The organism is Sinomonas soli (assembly GCF_054782415.1).
The window spans coordinates 55168-72403 of record NZ_BAAGSN010000013.1; the positions used below are offsets into that span (position 1 = coordinate 55168).

The window sequence follows — 17236 nt, forward strand, 5'->3', positions numbered from 1 at the left end:
CCGGCAAGGGCCCGCGCGCTCAGCCCACGTGGACCCAGGGCCGCTGGGTGACGTCCGGGACGGCCTGGCGGAGCACCTCGCGCGTGACCGGGGCGATCTCGCCCTCGCCGAAGAACATGAAGCGGAGCAGGTTGCGCACGGGGTTGCCCTCGGTCCAGCGGAAGTAGATGTGCGGCATGAGCCCGGTGACGTCGCGGATGTGGAGCAGCACCGAGGCGATGGTGTTGGGGATGACGGGCCCGTGGACCTCGAGGACGCGGTAGCCGTGGCGCATGATGCCGTGGACCTCGAGCTCGGTCTCGAAGTCGGAGGAGTCGTCCACGATCACCTCGAGGAAGATGACGTTCTCGTCGAGCGGGAGGTGGCTGACCTCGCTCGCGGAGGCGAGCTTGTCGCGGTACGCCTGGCTCGTGAGCCTGAGGGGCTCGTGGGCGATGATCTGGATGGGCCCGGATTCCGCCGAGGCGATGAACTCGATGGCCTTCTCGTCGAAGTGGATGCGGGTCGCGTGCAGCTCGAAGGAGCGGCGCGCCCTCGAGATGAAGGAGATGACGATGATCGCGGCGATGAAGATCGCGGCGATCTGGATGCCCTCGGGCCGCTCGATCATGTTCGCCGCGGTGGTGTAGACGAACACGGCGGCGATGATCCCGAAGCCGACCGTCAGCTTCCGCTGCCCGCGGTGCCGCGCGGAGAGGGTGACGGCGATGGCCGCGGAGGTCATGAGGACGAGGACCCCGGTGGCGTAGGCGCCGCCCTGGGCCTCGACGCTCGCCCGGAAGATGAGCGTGACCAGGAACGCGACGAACGTGAACACCAGGACGAGGGGCCGCGTGGCGCGCGTCCACTGGGGTGCCATGCCGTAGCGCGGCAGGTAGCGGGGCACGAGGTTGAGCAGGCCGGCCATGGCCGAGGCCCCGGCGAACCAGAGGATGGCGATCGTGCTGATGTCGTAGACGCTGCCGAAGCCCACGCCCATGTACTCGTGGGCGAGGAGCGCCAGGGCGCGCCCGTCCGCCGCTCCGCCGGGCTCGAACTCCTTCTGCGGGATCAGCACCACGGACGTGAAGCTGCTCGTGATGAGGAACGTGCTCATGATCAGTGCCGCCGTGGTCAGGAGCCGCTTGGTCCCGCGGATGCGCCCGGCGGGGTTCTCCTCGGTGTCGCTCTCGTCCCCGCGGATCTGGGGCATGACGGCCACGCCGGTCTCGAAGCCGGACATGCCCAGCGCCAGCTTGGGGAAGACGAGGAGGGCCACGGCGACCATGAGGACGGGGCTGCCGTGCGAGGTGGTGAGCGCGTGCCACCAGTCGCCGACGAGGAGGGGATGGGCCAGGGCCTGGCCGAAGGTGACGACCACGAGGACGGCGTTGAGGATGAGGTAGGCCCCGACGAGGACGACGGCGACCCCGATCGCCTCCTTGAACCCGCGCAGGAACACGGCCGCGAGCAGTGCGAGCAGCACGAGGGTGACCACCAGGTTCTGGTCCTGGAGCCACCCGGGCATGAGCGGGTTCGCGATGAGGTGCGCGGAGGCGTCAGCGGCGGAGAGCGTCATGGTGATCATGAAGTCGGTCGCCGCGAAGCCCAGCAGCGCGAGCACGAAGAACTTCCCGCCCCAGCGGGGGAGGAGCCGCTCGAGCATCGCGATCGACCCGGAGCCGCTGTGGCTCTCGACCGAGACCCGCCGGTAGACCGGGAGCGCGCCGAAGAGGGTGACGATCACGAGCACCACGGTGGCCAGCGGGGACAGCACCCCCGCCGCGACCACCGCGATGGCGGGCGCGTAGCCGAGGGACGAGAAGTAGTCGACGCCGGTGAGGCACATGACCTGCCACCACCGGTGCTTCTTCTCATGGCCCTGCGGTATCGCGTGGGGCCCTTGGTGGACTGCCTGCGGCTGCTGCAGGTCGTGCAGCAGCCAGGCGCGGAACGAGTGGGCCCGGGTCTCCCGCCCGAATCGGGGTTCGGCGGGTGGGCGGCTCAACGTGGTCACCGGGGTACCTTCCTGCTTGCGCCGCTAGTGCGACAGCCGAAAACGTACCCCGTCTACAGGCCCGCAGACCCGGTGTTTTACGGGATCTTTATGACTCAGGCGGCAGCCGACTCCGGGGAGAGGACGTACACGTCCCCGCGCACGCCGATGCGCACCGGTTCGCGCACGGGGAGCCCGCTCATGACGTCGATCCCCACCGCGAGCGTCCCCGAGCGGCGCTCGTCGCTGCGCGGGCTCCACAGCACGGAGCGCTCGGTGCCGTCGACCGAGACGGTGACGACCGAGGGCGCGGTCGGGAACGCCGTCAGCGCGCTGCCCGGGATCCGCAGGACCTCGGAGTTGCGGTCGGACTCGGTCACCGGCTGCGAGGCCACCACGCGCTCATAGTCGTTCTCCCACGTCTGCATGCCTCAACGACTATCACAGACTTTCCCCCGGCGGCGGGCGGCGGGGCCGCGCGTGCCGCCCGCCCGCCGTCGTGCGTGCCGGACTGCTAGGCGCCGACGGTCTTGACGATGTAGACGTCGCACGGGGCGGAGTGCGCCACCTTGTTGGCGACGCTGCCCAGCAGCCGCCCGAGCCCCTGCATCCCGCGGTTGCCGACCACGATCATCTGCGCGTCGATCCGCTCCGCCTCGGCGACGATCGCCTCGGCCGGCTTGCCGCGCGCGGCGGCGTACGTGACGGTCAGGCCCGGCGCCTCGAGCGCGCGGGCCGTCTCCTTCGCGATCGCGACGGTCGTGTCGGCGTCCGAGACGATCCACGTGTCGCTGCCGCTGCCGAGGACCTCGGTGCGGTCGGTGTCGAACGCGGAGACGATGTGCAGCCGCGCCCCCAGCGCGAGAGCGAGCTGCTTGGCCTGCGCGGCAGCGCGCTCGGCAGTCTCGCTCCCGTCCACGCCGACCACGATCGGTCCAGTCATGATGTGCCCCTCCTCAAGGATGACCTGATGTGGCCACCGTACCCGGCGCCGCGCACGGGCCGCGCGAGGCGGCCCCGCCCGCGGGTCAGAGCGACCCGAGGGCGTCCGCGATCGGGGTCTGGCCCTGGTTGAAGCCGACGAACTGGCGCACCGTGCGCGGCTCGCGCAGGGCGGCTGCCACGACCGCGGCGACGTCCGCACGGCTCACGCTGCGCGAGTCGGAGGAATCCGCGAGGTCGATCCTGCCGCTGCCGGGATCGGAGGTGAGCGTCGACGGGCCGAGGATCGTCCAGTCCAGCGAGGTCCCGCGCAGGTGCTCGTCCGCTGCCGCCTTGGCCTCCGCGTAGTGGAAGAACGGGTTCGACTCCGGGACGCCGTGATCGGGCCGGGCGCCGAGGTAGGAGACCATGATGTAGCGCGGCACGTCCGCGGCCGAGGCTGCGCGCATGGAGCGGATCGCGGCGTCGCGGTCCACGGCGCGCGTGCGCTCGGGGCTGCCGCCGCCGGCGCCGGCGGACCACACCACCGCGTTGTGGCCGGCGAGGACCTCGGCCAGGCCCTTCTCGTCCAGCGACTCGACGTCCGCGACGACCGCCGTGGCTCCCGTTGCCTCGATGTCGGCCACGTGCTCGGCGTTGCGGACGATCGAGGTGACCTCGTCTCCGCGCTGGACGAGCAGGGGTGCGAGGAGGAGGGCCACCTTGCCGTGGCCTCCGATGATGGCGATGCGTGACATGCGCTGCTCCTTCTTGCCGGTGGGCTCAAGACCACGTCCCACCTTGCCACGGCCGGGCCCTTCCGCCCACTTCCGGGGCCCGCAGCGCCGAGGACCCCTAGCCCCGGCGTTCGGCCTCCCACTCGTCCAGGAGCCCCGGCATCCGCCGCGTCAGGAAGCGGTAGAAGTCCGCGGTCTCCCTCGCCCGGGCCCGCGCCGGACCGTCGGGGAGCTCGTCGCCCAGGGCGCCCGCGAGGCCCGCGAGCCGCTCGTAGACGGGGTTCTGGCGCAGTGTGGCCACGTACCAGGGGTCGTCAGGGAGGGCGTAGCGGTCTCGGCGGCTGCCGGGCTGCGAGACCCGGTGGACGAACCCGACCGTCTGCAGGTAGCGGACGGCACCGGAGACCGCGGCCGCGCTCGCCCCGAGGGCCTGGGCGAGCTCAGCCGCGGTCAGCGCGCCCTCGTCGGAGGCCACGAGGGCCAGTAATGCCCGCGCGGGCATCCTGGGGAAGCCCGCGGCCGCCATGACCGCTGCGGAGGCCTCGGCCGCGTCGGGGAGGCGCGGCTGCTGGTCCGGGCCCGCGCTCACGCCGACCCGACCTCGCGCCGCCGCATGAGGGCGAGCGCCGCGGCCGCCGCCGCCACGGAGATGCCTAGCATCCAGAACCCGCCCGTCCAGTCGCGGCCGCCCGGGCCGGGAACCGGTGTATGCGAGAACGGCGAGACGTCGGTCATCGACTGGTCGACGCCGATCAGCCCGCCGAAGACCCCCAGCAGCACGGCGACTGCCAGGACGGTCCACCCGACGGGGATGGTGGCCTGCGGCCACACGACAAAGACGAGCGCCGGGACCGCCAGGAAGATGAGCGCGGCCGGGATCTGGTCGATCGCCGAGATCCAGACATCGCCCACCGCCGCCGAGGTGTCTCCGGAGGCAATGAGCGAGACCCACGCGCCGGCCGCGGTGAGGAGCATGACGGCGACGATCGTGAGCGCACCGAGAGCAAGGTAGTCCGCGAACCACCGGATCCGGCCGAGCGGCTGGGACACGAGCCACGGACCGGTTCCGGCCGCTTCCTCCTGGCGCGCCCGGATCACGGCCTGGAGCGCGCAGGCCGCCGCGAGGACACCTGCGAGCAGGAAGAAGACCGAGACAAGGAGCTGCGACGTCGACACGCCCTGGGCCTCGACCATCCTGCGGAGGGCCTTGGTGGCCTCCGGGTTGGTCTGGGTCACCGCATCGACCGCCGTGCCGAGGCCGCCCGTGAGAAGGCCTGTGGCCAGGCCGCCGACGCACCAGCCGATGATCGAGCCCATCTGGAGCCGCGCTGCGAGGGCGAACGAGCCGTTCAGCGCCGGCCGGGCGTCCGCGCGTCCCGTGCGCCCGGCCACGAGCGCGGCGCCGACGTCTCGCCGGTCCATGATCAGGGCGGTCACCGCGAGGCACAGGGCACCGAGGCCCAGTGGGAGGAGCAGAGGCCACCAGCGGTCCCCCGTGTAGGCGAAGGTCTGCTGGCCCCACCCGATCGGCGAAATCCAGCTCGGCCACGCCGCCGACATCGACATCCCGTCGGCGCCCGGGGTGCCGGCGGCGTCGCCGAAGCCGCGGAGGAGATAGGCGACGAGCACGAGGGAGGCCGAGACCGCGTTCGCGCCGCGCGAGGTGCTCATGAACTCGCCCGCGAGCAGCCCGATCCCGAGGAACGAGATCCCCACAGCGCCGGTGGCGGCGCCAGCGAGCACAGACCCGCCCGGGTCGAGGTTCTCCGCGATGAAGGCGAGGGCAATGACGGCTGAGGCCAGAACATTGGCAACCACACCGTGCAGCACGGTGGCGGCGAGGGGAAGCATCCGGCCGGCGGGCGTCGAGGAGATCATCTCGGCGCGGCCGGCCTCCTCCTCGGCCCTGGAGTGGCGCACGGCCATGAAGGTGCTCATCCAGCCCGCGAGCAGCGAGAGGAACGTGAAGATCTCGAAGAAGGTGAAGGAGCCGAGCCCGGGTCCGCGCGCCAGGCCGCGGAAGACCAGGATCGCGGGCGTCGCGAGGGCGACCTTGAGGATCTCGGCCTGGGTGGCGTAGTCGCCGTAGGTCTTGGCGACCGCGGCGACAGAGAACATGGCCATGAGGGCGATGCCGAGGATCCATCCCGCGAGCTGCCACCGGTCACGGCGCAGCCGCTGGCGGTAGAGGGTCAAGAGGGGGCCCATCTCAGGCCCCCGTGCTGGTGCTGGCCGGGGCCTTCTCGGCCGCGCGGCGCCGGCGGCGGTGGACGTCGTCGTGCTTCCCGTTCTCCGACCGGGCGGCCGTGTCGCCGTAGTGGCGCAGGAAGAGCTCCTCGAGCGAGGCCGGCGCGACGAGCAGGCCCTGGACGCCCAGGCTCCCCAGCAGGGGGAGGACCTCGGCGACGCGGTCGGAGTCTGCGCCGAACTTGACCCGGCCCTCCGCCGCGGTGAGGTCGTGGACCTCGGGGCGGAGCGCGAGCGCCGCGGTGTCGATGTGGTCCGCCGCAAAGGAGATCTCCGTGCGGGTGAGGTGGCGCAGCGAGTCGAGGGTGCCGCCGTCGACGATCCTCCCGGAGCGGATGATGCTCACACGGTCGGCGAGCCTCTCGACCTCGGAGAGGATGTGGCTCGAGAGGAGCACGGTGGCCCCGTTCTGGGCGAGGGTGCGGACCTCCCGGGTGAAGACGGCCTCCATGAGCGGGTCGAGGCCGCTCGTGGGCTCGTCGAAGAGGTACAGCTCGGCGTCGGTCGCGAGGGCCGCGATGAGGGCGACCTTCTGGCGGTTGCCCTTCGAGTAGGCGCGGCCCTTCTTGGTGGGGTCGAAGTCGAAGGTCTCGCACAGCTCCTTCTTGCGCGCCCGGTACTTCGCAGGGTCCGCCGTGCCGCCGCGGAGCCGGGAGATGAGGTCGACCGCCTCGCCGCCGGAGAGGTTGGGCCAGATGCTCACGTCGCCGGGGATGCTCGCGATGCGGCGGTGGAGCTCGACGGCGTCGGTCCACGGGTCCCCGCCGAGGACCGTGGCCGTGCCCGAGGTGGCCCGCGCGAGCCCGAGGAGGATGCGCAGGGTGGTGGACTTGCCGGCGCCGTTGGGGCCCAGGAAGCCGTGGATCTCTCCGCGCGCGACCTCGAGGTCGAGGCCGTCGAGGGCGTGCACCCGGCCGAAGTGCTTGTGGAGCCCGGAGGTGGCGATGACGGTGTCCATGCCTGCAGTCTGCGCCTGTTTCACAATCTTGTGAATGTTCAGCAGCGCAAAGGATCCGCAAGGGTTTCCGGCCCGTGGCGTATGCGAAGGTGGTGCGCATGACGTCCCCCGCCCTGACCCTCCCCAAGGCCGAGCTCCACCTGCACATCGAGGGCACGCTCGAGCCCGAGCTCGCCTTCGAGCTCGCCGCCCGCAACGGCGTGCGGCTCCCGTTCGGCTCCGTCGAGGAGCTGCGGTCCGCGTACCGGTTCGCCGACCTGCAGTCCTTCCTCGACCTGTACTACGCGTGCATGGACGTGCTGCGCACCCGGGAGGACTTCCGCGACCTCGCGGCCGCCTACCTCCGCCGGGCCGCGGCGGAGGGGGTGCGGCACGCCGAGCTGTTCTTCGACGCCCAGGCGCACACCGCCCGCGGGGTCGCCTACGCGGACGTCGTGGCGGGGTTGCGGGACGCGCTCGACGACGCCGCGCGCCAGGGCGTGACCGGCGGCCTCATCCTCTGCTTCCTCCGTGACGCCCCGGTCGCCGAGGCCGAGGCGGTCTGGGCCAAGGCGAAGCAGCGCCCGGAGGAGCTGCTCGGGGTGGGCCTGGACTCCGCCGAGGTGGGCCACCGGGCAGGGCCCTTCGCCCACATCTTCGCCGAGGCCCGCGCGCTCGGCCTGCACGCGGTGGCGCACGCGGGGGAGGAGGGCGGGGCGGACTACGTCTGGGAGGCGCTGCGGGAGCTCGGCGCCGAGCGGATCGACCACGGCATCCGGTCCCTCGAAGACCCCGAGCTGGTCCGCCACCTCGCCGAGGAGCGCGTGCCGCTGACCGTGTGCCCGTTCTCCAACGTGCGCCTCCGCGCCGTGGACACGCTCGCCGACCACCCGCTGCCGGCCATGCTCGCCGCGGGCCTGCACGTGACCGTCAACTCGGACGATCCCGCCTACTTCGGCGGCTACGCGGGCGAGAACCTCGCGGCCGTGGCCGAGCAGTTCGGCCTGGGACGCGCGGACCTCGCCCGGCTGGCCCGCAACTCGGTCACCGGAAGCTTCGCGCCCGAGGGCCGCCGGCGTGAGCTCCTGGCCGACGTGGATGCGTGGGAGGCGTCCGCCCAGTAGCGACCGCGCGCGCGATGCCCGCCGCGGCTCCCGGGTCGATCACGCCGTCCGCGCCGCGGGCGGAGGCATGCACCGCGTGCACCCCGGCGTCGACCAGAGCGGGCACGAGGCCCGCGGTCACGCCGCCGCCGGCCATGATCTGCAGGCCCGGCGCGTGCCCCCGCGCCAGCCCCACGAGGTCGCGCAGCCCTGCGGCGCCCTGGCGGCAGTCCGGGGCGCCGGCGCTGGTCAGCACCCGGTCCGCCCCGGCCGCCGCGAGCCGGGCAAGGGCCCCGGCGCGGTCCGCGCCCGCGGCCAGCGCGGCGTCGAACGCGCGGTGGAAGGTCACCTCCGCGCGCGGGTCCGCCCCGCGCGCGACGCCGGCCACTCGCCGGAGCGCCTCGGCGTCGGGGCCGCCGTCCGACGCCAGCATCCCCACGACCACGCCCGCGGCGCCGGCCCGGACCGCGAGCACGCAGTCCCGCTCGATGGTCTGCAGCTCCTCGCCCGAGTAGGCGAAGCCGCCGGGGCGGGGGCGGACGAGCACGTGGACGGGGATCCCCACCGCGCACGCGGCCTCGATCATGGCCTGGCTCGGCGTGATCCCATCCGTGGCCGCGAGCGCCGCGCACAGCTCCACGCGCGCGGCGCCCGCGGCGGCCGCCACCCGGGCGCCGGCGGCGGACTCCACGGCGAACTCGAGGGCCGGGGTGATCAGAAGCCCTGCCACGCCGGCTTCCGGCCGAACGTGTACTGGTAGTACTCGGTGTGCGCTAGCCGGGACGCCGCCGCCGCGTCGACGAGCACCGTCACGTGCGGGTGCAGCTGGAGCGCCGAGGCGGGGCAGAGGGCGGCCACGGGTCCCTCGACCGCGGCCGCGACGGCCCCTGCCTTCGCCTCCCCGAGGCCGAGGAGCAGGAGGTGCCGCGCCTCGAGGATGGTGCCGAGGCCCTGGGTGAGGACGTGCTCCGGGACCTCGTCCGGGCTGGCGAAGAAGCGCGCGTTGTCCCGCCGCGTCTGCTCCGTGAGGGTCTTGATCCTGGTGCGCGAGGCGAGGGAGCTCATGGGCTCGTTGAACCCGACGTGACCGTCGGTGCCGATGCCGAGCAGCTGGACGTCCACCCCGCCCGCGGCGGCGATCGAGGCCTCGTAGCGGGCGGCCTCGGCGCCCGGGTCGGCGGCCTCGCCGTCGAGCCCGTGCACGGCGTCCGCGGCGAAGTCCACGTGCCCGGCGAACTCGCGCCGGATCACGGAACGGTACGACTCGGGGTGCGCAGCGGGCAGGCCCACGTACTCGTCGAGCAGGAACGCCTGGGCGTCGGCGAAGCTCAGGCCGTGCCGGTGCCGGTCGATGAGCTCCCGGTAGGTGCCCAGCGGGGTGGACCCGGTCGCGAGGCCCAGGACGGACGGGCCGCGGCGCACCCGCTCCTCGATGATGTCCGCGGCCGTGCGCGCCACCGCGTCGGGGTCGGGAAGGACGATGATCTCCATGCCTACTTGGCCGCCTCGGTGTCGACCGTGACCTCGTCGTCCTCGCGGCCCGGCGTGCGCAGGTTCCAGCGCTTGATCACGAACGAGAAGAGGAAGTAGTACACGAGGCCGTAGCCGATGCCGATCGGGATGAGCAGCCACGCGTTCTGGGCCTTGCCGAAGTTGAGGATGTAGTCGATCAGGCCAGCCGAGAACGTGAAGCCGTCGTGGATGCCGAGGGCGTTGACGAGGGCCAGCGAGGTCCCGGTGAGGAAGGCATGGACGATGTAGAGGGGGAACGCGACGAACATGAATGAGTACTCGAGCGGCTCGGTGATGCCCGTGAGGAACGCGGTGAGGGCGGTGGAGAGCATGATGCCGCCCACGATCTTCTTCTGCGACGGCTTCGCGTGCCGCCAGATGGCCAGCGCGGCGGCGGGCAGGCCGAACATCATGATCGGGAAGAATCCGGTCATGAACACGCCCGCGGAGGGGTCGCCGGCGAAGAAGCGGTTGAGGTCGCCGCGGACGAGGTGGCCGGAGGCGTCGGTGTAGTCGCCGATGAGGAACCAGACCACGGAGTTGAGGATGTGGTGCAGGCCGGCGGGGATGAGCATGCGGTTGGCGAACCCGTACACGCCGCCGCCCACCACGGAGTTCGAGGCCACGGCCTGCCCCACCCAGCCCAGGGCCGAGTTGAAGATCGGGTAGAGCAGGGAGAGCACCACGCCGGCCACGAGGCTGGTCACGGAGGTCAGGATGGGCACGAGGCGGCGTCCGGAGAAGAAGCCGAGGAAGTCGGGCAGCTTGGTCCGGTAGAACCTCTGCCAGAGGCTCGCCGAGAAGAGGCCGACGATGATGCCCGCTAGGACGCCGTAGTTGATGACCGCCGGCTTGCCGGTCGGGTCCACCTGCCCGGCGAGGACGATCGGGGACATGGCCTTGAACACGCCGTCGATCACCATGTAGCCCACCACGGCGGCGAGCGCCGTGGAGCCGTCCGACTTCTTCGCCCAGCCGATCGCGATGCCGACGGCGAAGATGAGCGGGAGCCACTGGAACACGGCGTTGCCGGCGGCCGAGATGACCGAGGCTCCCTGGCCGAAGCCCGGGATCGCGCCGAGGAGGTCGGCCTGGCCGAGCCGCAGGAGGATGCCCGCGGCGGGCAGGACCGCGATGGGCAGCATGAGCGTGCGGCCGAGCCGCTGCAGGGTCGCGAAGACCACGTTGGGCTTCTTTTCCGGCGCCTGGGCCGAGGTGTCAGTCGACATGGGATGCACCTTTGCGGGTTCGGGTCGAGGGGTCTTGTGGCGAGCCGGTCTCTGCCGGTACTGTCTGGTTATGACCAGTTCAGTGTGAGACGGGCCACCACGGGGTGTCAAGGGGGTGACCCCGCCGGAGGTTCCGCCCACACTGGTCCCAGACGGGACCGGCTGGTCCCAGCAGCAGGGTCAGACCAGCAGCACAGTTACACCAGCAGTACAGTCAGAGAGGACATGCCATGTCGAAGGCAGAGAAGATCGTCGCGGGCCTGGGCGGCGCCGCCAACATCGTGGAAGTGGAGGCCTGCATCACGCGCCTGCGCACCGAGGTCAAGGACGCCTCGCTAGTGAATGAGGCCGCGCTCAAGGCGGCCGGCGCCCACGGGGTGCTCGCCGCCGGCAGCGCGGTCCAGGTCATCGTGGGCCCCGAGGCAGACACGCTCGCCGAGGACATCGAGGACCTCCTCTGATGCCCCCGGCGCTCGTGGTCCTCGCCCCGCTCGCGGGCCGCTCCCTCCCGCTCGCCGAGGTCCCGGACCCAGTCTTCGCGGCCCAGATGGTCGGCTCCGGCGCGGCCGTCGAGCCCCCTCCCGGCGCGCCGTTCGAGGTCGTCTCCCCGGTGGCCGGCACGATCGTCAAGCTCTTGCCGCACGCGTTCATCGTGGTCGACGGCGCGGGGCGCGGCGTCCTCACCCACGTGGGGATCGACACCGTGAAGCTCAAGGGCGAGGGCTTCGAGCTGCTCGCCGCCAAGGGGGACGCGGTCGACGCCGGCGCCCCCGTCATGCGCGTCGACCCGGCCGCCGCCGTGGCCGCCGGGTACTCGATGGTGAGCCCCGTCGTCGTGCTCGACACGAAGCCGGACACCGCGACCGTGCTGGCCTCCGGCGAGGTGGCCGCAGGGGCCGAGCTGTTCTCCGTCAACGGCGCCGGCTGAGTCCTGCCCGGGCCCTACAGCCGCACCTCCATGCTGAGCGCGTAGCGGTCGGAGCGGTACCACGAGCGGGCGTGCTCGATCGGCAGCTCGCCCGAGTAGGAGACGCGGTCGAAGAACAGGATCGGGGCACCGGTCCCGGTGCCCAGGAGCACGCCGATGTCCGAGGGGGCGCCCTCGGCGCGGACGGTCTGGCGGGCGCGGTCGATCTGGTGGCCGAACTCGGAGGCGAGCGCCTTGTAGACCGAGCCGGTCAGGTCGATGCCCAGCAGGCCGGCCGCGTGCACCGGGTGGTACCAGGCGTCGTCGACGCTCACCGGGCGGCCGTCGGCCAGGCGCAGGCGGCGGAGGTGGATCGCCTCGGTCCCCGGGGCGAGGCCGAGCGCCTCGGCGGTGTCCTCGGGCGCCGCCGCGTGCTCGGCGGTGAGCACCACGGTGCTGGCGGTGAGCCCGCGCCCTTCCATCTCCTGGGTGAAGGAGGCGAGGTGGAGGGTGGACTGGATCGCGGAGTCGGCCACGAAGGTGCCCTTGCCGGGTGCGCGCACCAGGTGCCCCTCGGTGACGAGCCTGCCGATCGCGGCGCGGACGGTGATGCGCGAGACCCCGTAGGCGTCCATGAGGGCCCGCTCGCTGGGCAGGCGATCGCCGGGTTCGAGCTCCTCCTTGGCCAGCCTGAGGATGATCGAGCGGAGCTGCTCGTGCTTGGGCACGCTCGAGTTGTTGATCGCGCTGCCCGTGGTCCGCGCGTCAGACGGAGTCGCTGGCACCGGGGCCTCCTCACTCGTGGTTCGCTCCTCGTGGTTCGATCCAGATAGGACCACTACGGGGATTATGCCATGTACGGTGGAGGCGTAGGAGGAGGATCCGTGACCGCTGAAACCATCGCCGCCCGTGCCGTCCTGCTGGACATGGACGGCACCCTGGTGAACTCCGACGCCGTGGTGGTGCGCCTCTGGGCCGAGTGGGCCGCCGAGCAGGGTCTCGCCTGGGACGCCGTGGAGCCGCTCATCCACGGCCGGCAGGGGTGGCTGACCATGTCGCTGCTGCTGCCGGAGCGGCCGCACGCCGCGAACGTCGCCGACGAGGCGCGCATGCTCGATGCCTCCCGCGAGGACACCGCCGGCGTGGTGCCGGTCCCGGGCGCCGCGGACCTCCTCGCGGCGCTCGCGGGCATCCCGCACGCCCTCGTCACCTCCGCGGACGACGACCTCGCGCGCCGCCGCATGGCGGCCGCCGGGCTGCCCTTCCCGGAGCTGGCCGTGACCGCCGAGATGGTCGCCGCGAGCAAGCCCGACCCCGAGGGCTTCCTCCTCGCCGCCTCGCAGCTCGGGGCGCTCCCGGGCGAGTGCCTCGTCCTCGAGGACTCGGAGGCCGGGATCATGGCCGGGCTCGCCGCAGGGGCGAGCGTGCTCGGCGTCGGCGGCCGCGCGGCGTCCTACGCGCCGACCTACTGGGTTCCGGACCTGACGGCCGTCACCCTCGAACGGGCGGACGACGGCGCCGCCCTCCTCACGCTCGCCGGCTGAAGGTTCCGCGCCCGGCGGCTCGCGGGCCGCTACTTCGGGGGCCCCTGCTTTGGGGGCAGCGACGCCGCGTAGTCGACTCCGATCCGCACCCAGCGGGCGAGGTCCTCGTCTTTGGCGACCGCTGCGTCGTCCACGCGCAGCCAGCCGTCCATGGGCCTGCCGCGCATCACCGCGCGCTCCACGCCCGGATGGGCGCACAGCGCACCGCTCGCCGCCGGGTCGGCGCGCAGGAGCAGGCCGCCCTGCGCCGCCGCGCTGACGGCCATGTTCCCGCCGACGAGGAAGGCGAGCCCGCCGAACATCTGCTGCTCCGTGGCGCAGCGGGCGCCGTCGATGCCGGCCAGGACAGCGCGGATGCGGTCCGCCAGCTCGTTGCAGTACACCACGGGCCCATGGTCGCAGCGGTGCCGTCCGCGGACAATGGGTGACCGCGGCGGTTCCCGGGTACGAGAACCAGCGTCTGGACGAGGCGACACAGGAGGACTACATGGCAACCACGGCAGCAGTGCTCGGGACCGGCATCATGGGCGCGGGGATGGCGAAGAACCTGGCGAAGGCCGGCTTCGACGTCGTCGTCTGGAACCGCAGCCACGACAAGGCCGCGGCGCTCGCGGACAGCGTCTCGCGCGTCGCCGAGAGCCCCGCGGACGCGGTCTCGGGAGCGGACATCGTGGTGACGATGCTCTTCAACGAGGACGCGGTCGCTCAGGTCATGGGCGAGGCACTGCCCGCCATGAAGGACGGCGCGGTGTGGGTGCAGAGCGCCACCGTGGGCGTCGACGGGGTGCAGCGGCTCGCCGAGCAGGCCCGGGCCGCCGGGGTCGACTTCGTCGATGCCCCGGTCGTGGGCACGCGCCAGCCCGCCGAGGAGGGGAAGCTCGTGGTCGTGGCCGGCTGCCCGGCGGGACTGCGCGAGGCCGTCAGCCCCGTCTTCGACGCGGTCGGGGCGAAGACGGTGTGGGTCGGGGACCAGCCCGGCGACGGGCAGCGGCTCAAGCTCGTGATGAACTCCTGGGTCCTCACGATCGTGGGCGGCACGGCCCAGGCGATCAGCCTCGCCCGCGGGCTGGGGATCGACCCGCAGCTCTTCCTTGACTCGATCGCGGGCGGCGGGACGGACAGCCCCTACGCCCAGCTGAAGGGCAAGGCCATGATCGCCGGCGAGTTCCCGCCCGCGTTCCCGCTCGACGGCGCCGCGAAGGACGCCGGGCTCATCGCCGACGCCCTGCGCGCCGCCGGGGTGAGCGCCGAGCTCATGGACGCGCTGCGCGGCCGCTTCGAGGCGGGCATCGCCGCCGGCCACGGAGGCGAGGACATGGCCTCCGTCGTGGAGGCGTTCAGGGAGTAGGGCGCGCCCCCGGGGCGCCGCCGCCGGCGCGGGGCCGATCCTCAGGACCGGGGCCGGCCGTCAGGACCGCGCCCGGCGGTAGGAATACTCCCGCAGCCGGCGGGTCCAGCCGTAGGTCCCGGCCGTGGGCAGTGGGTTGAGCAGCGGGTCGAAGCGCAGCGCGCTGTCCCGCACGGCACCGTCGTCCCCGAGCGCGGGCGTCAGGTGCAGCGCACCGAAGCGGTGCCACCGGCCCAGCGGTGTGGCCCAGGACAGCGCGAGGGTCCACGTCGCGCTGTCCCGGAGGCGGCCCGGCGCCCCCGGGTCGGGGCCGAGCGTCCGCGCCCCGAGGAGCACCGGCCCCCGTGAACCGCGGTAGGGCATGAGCGAGGTCAGCCGGGCGGCCCCGGCCGTGCGGTGCGCGGTCAGGCAGAAGCGGCCGGGCACCCGCCATCCGGTGGAGGCGAGCAGGAGGTCCGCGGCGCCGTCGTCCGTGGGGAAGCGCAGCGCGAGCCCGAGGATGTCCGGCCAGCCCGACGGCAGGCCGAGCGAGCGGGAGAGCCGGGCCGCCACCGTCCGCGAGGAGGGGGTGTCGAGGAACGGGATGCCCGAGGACCCGCCGGTGATCTCGAAGGTCCCGTTCATCAGGACGCCCTGCGGGTGGATCGGGCGGTCCGGCCGGAGCGCCTTCACGGCGCCGAAGCCGGCGGCGAAGAGGCGTCCGAAGTAGGTGGTCAGACGGTGGGCCATGGCAACGTCCCTCTCTGGGTCAGCGGTGCAGCGGGAGCCGGTGGGTCACCCGGCCGCCGTCTGGGTAATACCCACCCGCATCCCAGCAATCGGCACTTGGAGGAAGTATGAGCAGGATCCTGATGATCGTCACCGGCGCCACGGAGCTCCGCCTCGCCGACGGCACCTCGCATCCCACCGGCTTCTGGGCCGAGGAACTCGCCACGGCCCACCGTGAACTGATCCGCGCCGGGCACTCCGTCGTCATCGCGACGCCGGACGGCGTGACCCCCACCCCGGACGCAGTCAGCCTCGACGCCGAGCAGGTCGGCTCCCAGGAGAAGGCCGACGAGCTCGCCGCCTACCTGCGCGAGATCTCCGGGGAGCTCGAGGCCGCCGTGCCCATCTCCTCGGTGGACGTCTCCGAGTTCGACGCGGTGGTGCTCCCTGGCGGCCACGGCCCCATGACCGACCTCGCGTTCGACGCCCAGACCGGCCGCGTGCTCGCGGCGGCGAACGCCGCCGGCACGGTCATCGCGCCGTTCTGCCACGGCCCCGCCGCGCTCCTGGCCGCCAAGGCCGAGGACGGCACGAACGTGTTCGCCGGGCGCAGGGTGACGGCCTTCACGGACGAGGAGGAGCGTACCGGCGGCACCGGCGAGAAGACGCCCTGGTGGGTCGAGTCCGCGCTGCGCGACGCGGGCCTCGAGGTCGAGACGGCGCCGGCCTGGAGCGACCACGTCGTGGTGGACGGGAACCTCATCTCGGGCCAGAACCCCCAGTCGAGCGCCTCGGTGGCCCGAGAGGTGATCGACGCCCTCGGGCGCGGCGCCGCCAGCTGAGTGCCGGGGCCGGGCGCGTCACGCTGGGCACCGAGGTGCTTGGCGCGGCGCGCTCCGCCTGCTTGACTGCCACCAGCACACCCGATCCCCTGAAGGAGTCCGCATGCCCGCCTCCCGCACCATCCGCGGCGCCGTCCTGAACACCCTGGGCGCCGAGCCGCCCTATGCGGACTCCCGCCCCATCACGGTGGACGAGCTCGAGCTGGAGGGCCCCGGGCACGGCGAGCTGATGGTCCGCATCGAGGCGGCGGGGCTGTGCCACTCCGACCTCTCGGTGGTCAACGGCTCCCGCCCCCGCCCGCTGCCCATGCTCCTGGGGCACGAGGCCGCCGGCATCGTCGAGGAGGTCGGCGAGGGCGTGGAGTCCGTGCGCCCCGGACAGCGCGTCGTGATGACCTTCCTGCCCCGCTGCGGCGAATGCGCCGCGTGCGCCACGGACGGCCGGCTGCCGTGCGAGCGGGGGAGCGCGGCGAACACGGCCGGGACGCTCCTCACCGGCGCCCGGCGGCTGCGCCGTTCCGGGGAGACGGTCCAGCACCACCTGGGGGTCTCCGGGTTCGCGACCCACGCTGTGGTGGACGAGAGGTCTGTGGTCCCGGTCGGCGACGACGTCCCGCCCGACGTCGCGGCCCTGCTCGGCTGCGCGGTGCTCACCGGCGGCGGGGCGCTGCTGAACGCGGGCAGGATCACTCTCGAGACCGCGGTCGCCGTGGTGGGCCTCGGGGGCGTGGGCATGGCGGGGCTGCTCACGGCGCTCGCCACCGGGTGCCGGGTCGTGGCGGTGGACGCGCAGGAGTCCAAGCTCGAGACCGCCCTCGCGTGGGGCGCAGCGGAGGCGCTCACTCCGGCCCAGGCGCTCGAGCGGGGCGTGCAGGCTGACGTGGTCCTCGAGGCGGTGGGCCACCCGCGGGCGTTCGAGACCGCGTACCGGCTGCTCGGCCTCGGCGGCACGCTCGTGACCGTCGGGCTGCCCGCCCCGGGCGCGACCGCTCAGATTGAGCCGCTGCAGCTGACAGCGAAGGCCCAGACCATAGTGGGCAGCTACCTCGGCTCGGCGGTGCCCAAGCGGGACGTGCCCGCGTTCGAGCGGCTCTGGCGCGAGGGCCGCCTCCCGCTCGAGCGGCTGGTCTCGCGCCGGATCGGCCTCGAGGAGATCAACGAGGGCATGGACGCGCTCGCCTCGGGCTCGGTGATCCGCCAGGTCGTGACGTTCGACGGCGTGTAGC

The 17236-nt window shown here is 73.0% G+C and carries 19 protein-coding genes and 1 pseudogene; 7 read left to right on the forward strand and 13 right to left on the reverse strand.

Translation table 11 applies throughout. The features are described 5' to 3' along the window. Positions 1 to 19: 19 nt before the first annotated feature. The 7 genes from ACYVKZ_RS12295 to ACYVKZ_RS12325 form a co-directional block, all read right to left on the reverse strand. Positions 20 to 1996, reverse strand: a complete 1977-nt coding sequence (locus tag ACYVKZ_RS12295) for an APC family permease (protein ID WP_460992535.1) — start codon at positions 1994 to 1996, stop codon at positions 20 to 22. 95 nt (positions 1997 to 2091) lie between these two features. Beyond that, positions 2092 to 2403: a hypothetical protein gene (locus ACYVKZ_RS12300; protein WP_460992536.1), complete on the reverse strand. Its 312-nt coding sequence runs from the start codon at positions 2401 to 2403 to the stop codon at positions 2092 to 2094. A gap of 86 nt (positions 2404 to 2489) precedes the next feature. Next, the gene (locus ACYVKZ_RS12305) at positions 2490 to 2918 is read right to left on the reverse strand and encodes a universal stress protein (protein ID WP_307006695.1); all 429 of its coding nucleotides are present in this window, start codon (positions 2916 to 2918) and stop codon (positions 2490 to 2492) included. A gap of 85 nt (positions 2919 to 3003) precedes the next feature. Further along, positions 3004 to 3654 carry an NAD(P)H-binding protein gene (locus tag ACYVKZ_RS12310; RefSeq protein ID WP_460992537.1) on the reverse strand — a complete coding sequence of 217 codons (651 nt, stop codon included), beginning with the start codon at positions 3652 to 3654 and terminating at the stop codon, positions 3004 to 3006. A 97-nt stretch (positions 3655 to 3751) separates the two neighbouring features. Next, positions 3752 to 4222: a GbsR/MarR family transcriptional regulator gene (locus ACYVKZ_RS12315; protein ID WP_460992538.1), complete on the reverse strand. Its 471-nt coding sequence runs from the start codon at positions 4220 to 4222 to the stop codon at positions 3752 to 3754. Continuing rightward, positions 4219 to 5841, reverse strand: a complete 1623-nt coding sequence (locus ACYVKZ_RS12320) for an ABC transporter permease (protein ID WP_460992539.1) — start codon at positions 5839 to 5841, stop codon at positions 4219 to 4221. Before ACYVKZ_RS12320 ends, ACYVKZ_RS12315 begins: the two co-directional genes overlap by 4 nt. A 1-nt stretch (position 5842) precedes the next feature. Next, the gene (locus tag ACYVKZ_RS12325) at positions 5843 to 6838 is read right to left on the reverse strand and encodes an ABC transporter ATP-binding protein (protein WP_460992540.1); all 996 of its coding nucleotides are present in this window, start codon (positions 6836 to 6838) and stop codon (positions 5843 to 5845) included. A 98-nt stretch (positions 6839 to 6936) separates the two neighbouring features. On the opposite strand from ACYVKZ_RS12325, the gene ACYVKZ_RS12330 reads away from it, so the two are divergent. Continuing rightward, positions 6937 to 7941, forward strand: a complete 1005-nt coding sequence (locus ACYVKZ_RS12330) for an adenosine deaminase (protein WP_460992541.1) — start codon at positions 6937 to 6939, stop codon at positions 7939 to 7941. On the opposite strand, the gene ACYVKZ_RS12335 is transcribed toward ACYVKZ_RS12330, so the two are convergent. Genes ACYVKZ_RS12335 through ACYVKZ_RS12345 form a run of 3 tightly spaced genes read right to left on the reverse strand, consistent with a single transcriptional unit; the run spans position 7862 to position 10661 of the window. Further along, positions 7862 to 8650, reverse strand: a complete 789-nt coding sequence (locus ACYVKZ_RS12335) for a copper homeostasis protein CutC (RefSeq protein ID WP_460992542.1) — start codon at positions 8648 to 8650, stop codon at positions 7862 to 7864. The genes ACYVKZ_RS12330 and ACYVKZ_RS12335 overlap by 80 nt on opposite strands. Then, positions 8635 to 9411: a glucosamine-6-phosphate deaminase gene (gene nagB, locus ACYVKZ_RS12340; protein WP_460992543.1), complete on the reverse strand. Its 777-nt coding sequence runs from the start codon at positions 9409 to 9411 to the stop codon at positions 8635 to 8637. Before nagB ends, ACYVKZ_RS12335 begins: the two co-directional genes overlap by 16 nt. 2 nt (positions 9412 to 9413) lie before the next feature. Beyond that, positions 9414 to 10661 (reverse strand): PTS transporter subunit EIIC, encoded by a 1248-nt coding sequence (locus tag ACYVKZ_RS12345; protein ID WP_307006705.1) that lies wholly within the window; start codon positions 10659 to 10661, stop codon positions 9414 to 9416. Positions 10662 to 10885: 224 nt separating this feature from the next. On the opposite strand from ACYVKZ_RS12345, the pseudogene ACYVKZ_RS12350 reads away from it, so the two are divergent. Next, positions 10886 to 11122, forward strand: a pseudogene (locus ACYVKZ_RS12350) (glucose PTS transporter subunit EIIB); the annotation flags it as partial. Next, positions 11122 to 11589, forward strand: coding sequence for a PTS sugar transporter subunit IIA (locus ACYVKZ_RS12355; RefSeq protein WP_460992544.1), 468 nt, complete (start codon positions 11122 to 11124; stop codon positions 11587 to 11589). The pseudogene ACYVKZ_RS12350 and the gene ACYVKZ_RS12355, both read left to right, overlap by 1 nt. Positions 11590 to 11603: 14 nt before the next feature. Here ACYVKZ_RS12355 and ACYVKZ_RS12360 read toward each other — a convergent pair whose 3' ends face one another. Beyond that, a complete protein-coding gene (locus ACYVKZ_RS12360; RefSeq protein ID WP_460992545.1) occupies positions 11604 to 12353 on the reverse strand; it encodes a GntR family transcriptional regulator in 750 nt (249 codons plus the stop codon). A 99-nt stretch (positions 12354 to 12452) separates the two neighbouring features. Between ACYVKZ_RS12360 and ACYVKZ_RS12365 the strand changes: the two genes are divergently transcribed. Continuing rightward, positions 12453 to 13112 carry an HAD-IA family hydrolase gene (locus ACYVKZ_RS12365; RefSeq protein ID WP_460992546.1) on the forward strand — a complete coding sequence of 220 codons (660 nt, stop codon included), beginning with the start codon at positions 12453 to 12455 and terminating at the stop codon, positions 13110 to 13112. 29 nt (positions 13113 to 13141) lie between these two features. On the opposite strand, the gene ACYVKZ_RS12370 is transcribed toward ACYVKZ_RS12365, so the two are convergent. After that, positions 13142 to 13498 (reverse strand): TfoX/Sxy family protein, encoded by a 357-nt coding sequence (locus ACYVKZ_RS12370; protein ID WP_460992547.1) that lies wholly within the window; start codon positions 13496 to 13498, stop codon positions 13142 to 13144. A 38-nt stretch (positions 13499 to 13536) separates the two neighbouring features. Between ACYVKZ_RS12370 and ACYVKZ_RS12375 the strand changes: the two genes are divergently transcribed. Beyond that, positions 13537 to 14460, forward strand: a complete 924-nt coding sequence (locus tag ACYVKZ_RS12375; RefSeq protein WP_460992548.1) for an NAD(P)-dependent oxidoreductase — start codon at positions 13537 to 13539, stop codon at positions 14458 to 14460. A 60-nt stretch (positions 14461 to 14520) separates the two neighbouring features. On the opposite strand, the gene ACYVKZ_RS12380 is transcribed toward ACYVKZ_RS12375, so the two are convergent. Further along, positions 14521 to 15189, reverse strand: a complete 669-nt coding sequence (locus ACYVKZ_RS12380) for a hypothetical protein (protein ID WP_460992549.1) — start codon at positions 15187 to 15189, stop codon at positions 14521 to 14523. A gap of 107 nt (positions 15190 to 15296) precedes the next feature. Between ACYVKZ_RS12380 and ACYVKZ_RS12385 the strand changes: the two genes are divergently transcribed. Then, positions 15297 to 16010 carry a type 1 glutamine amidotransferase domain-containing protein gene (locus ACYVKZ_RS12385; RefSeq protein ID WP_460992550.1) on the forward strand — a complete coding sequence of 238 codons (714 nt, stop codon included), beginning with the start codon at positions 15297 to 15299 and terminating at the stop codon, positions 16008 to 16010. 103 nt (positions 16011 to 16113) lie between these two features. After that, positions 16114 to 17235 carry an alcohol dehydrogenase catalytic domain-containing protein gene (locus ACYVKZ_RS12390; RefSeq protein ID WP_460992551.1) on the forward strand — a complete coding sequence of 374 codons (1122 nt, stop codon included), beginning with the start codon at positions 16114 to 16116 and terminating at the stop codon, positions 17233 to 17235. Position 17236: the final 1 nt, after the last annotated feature.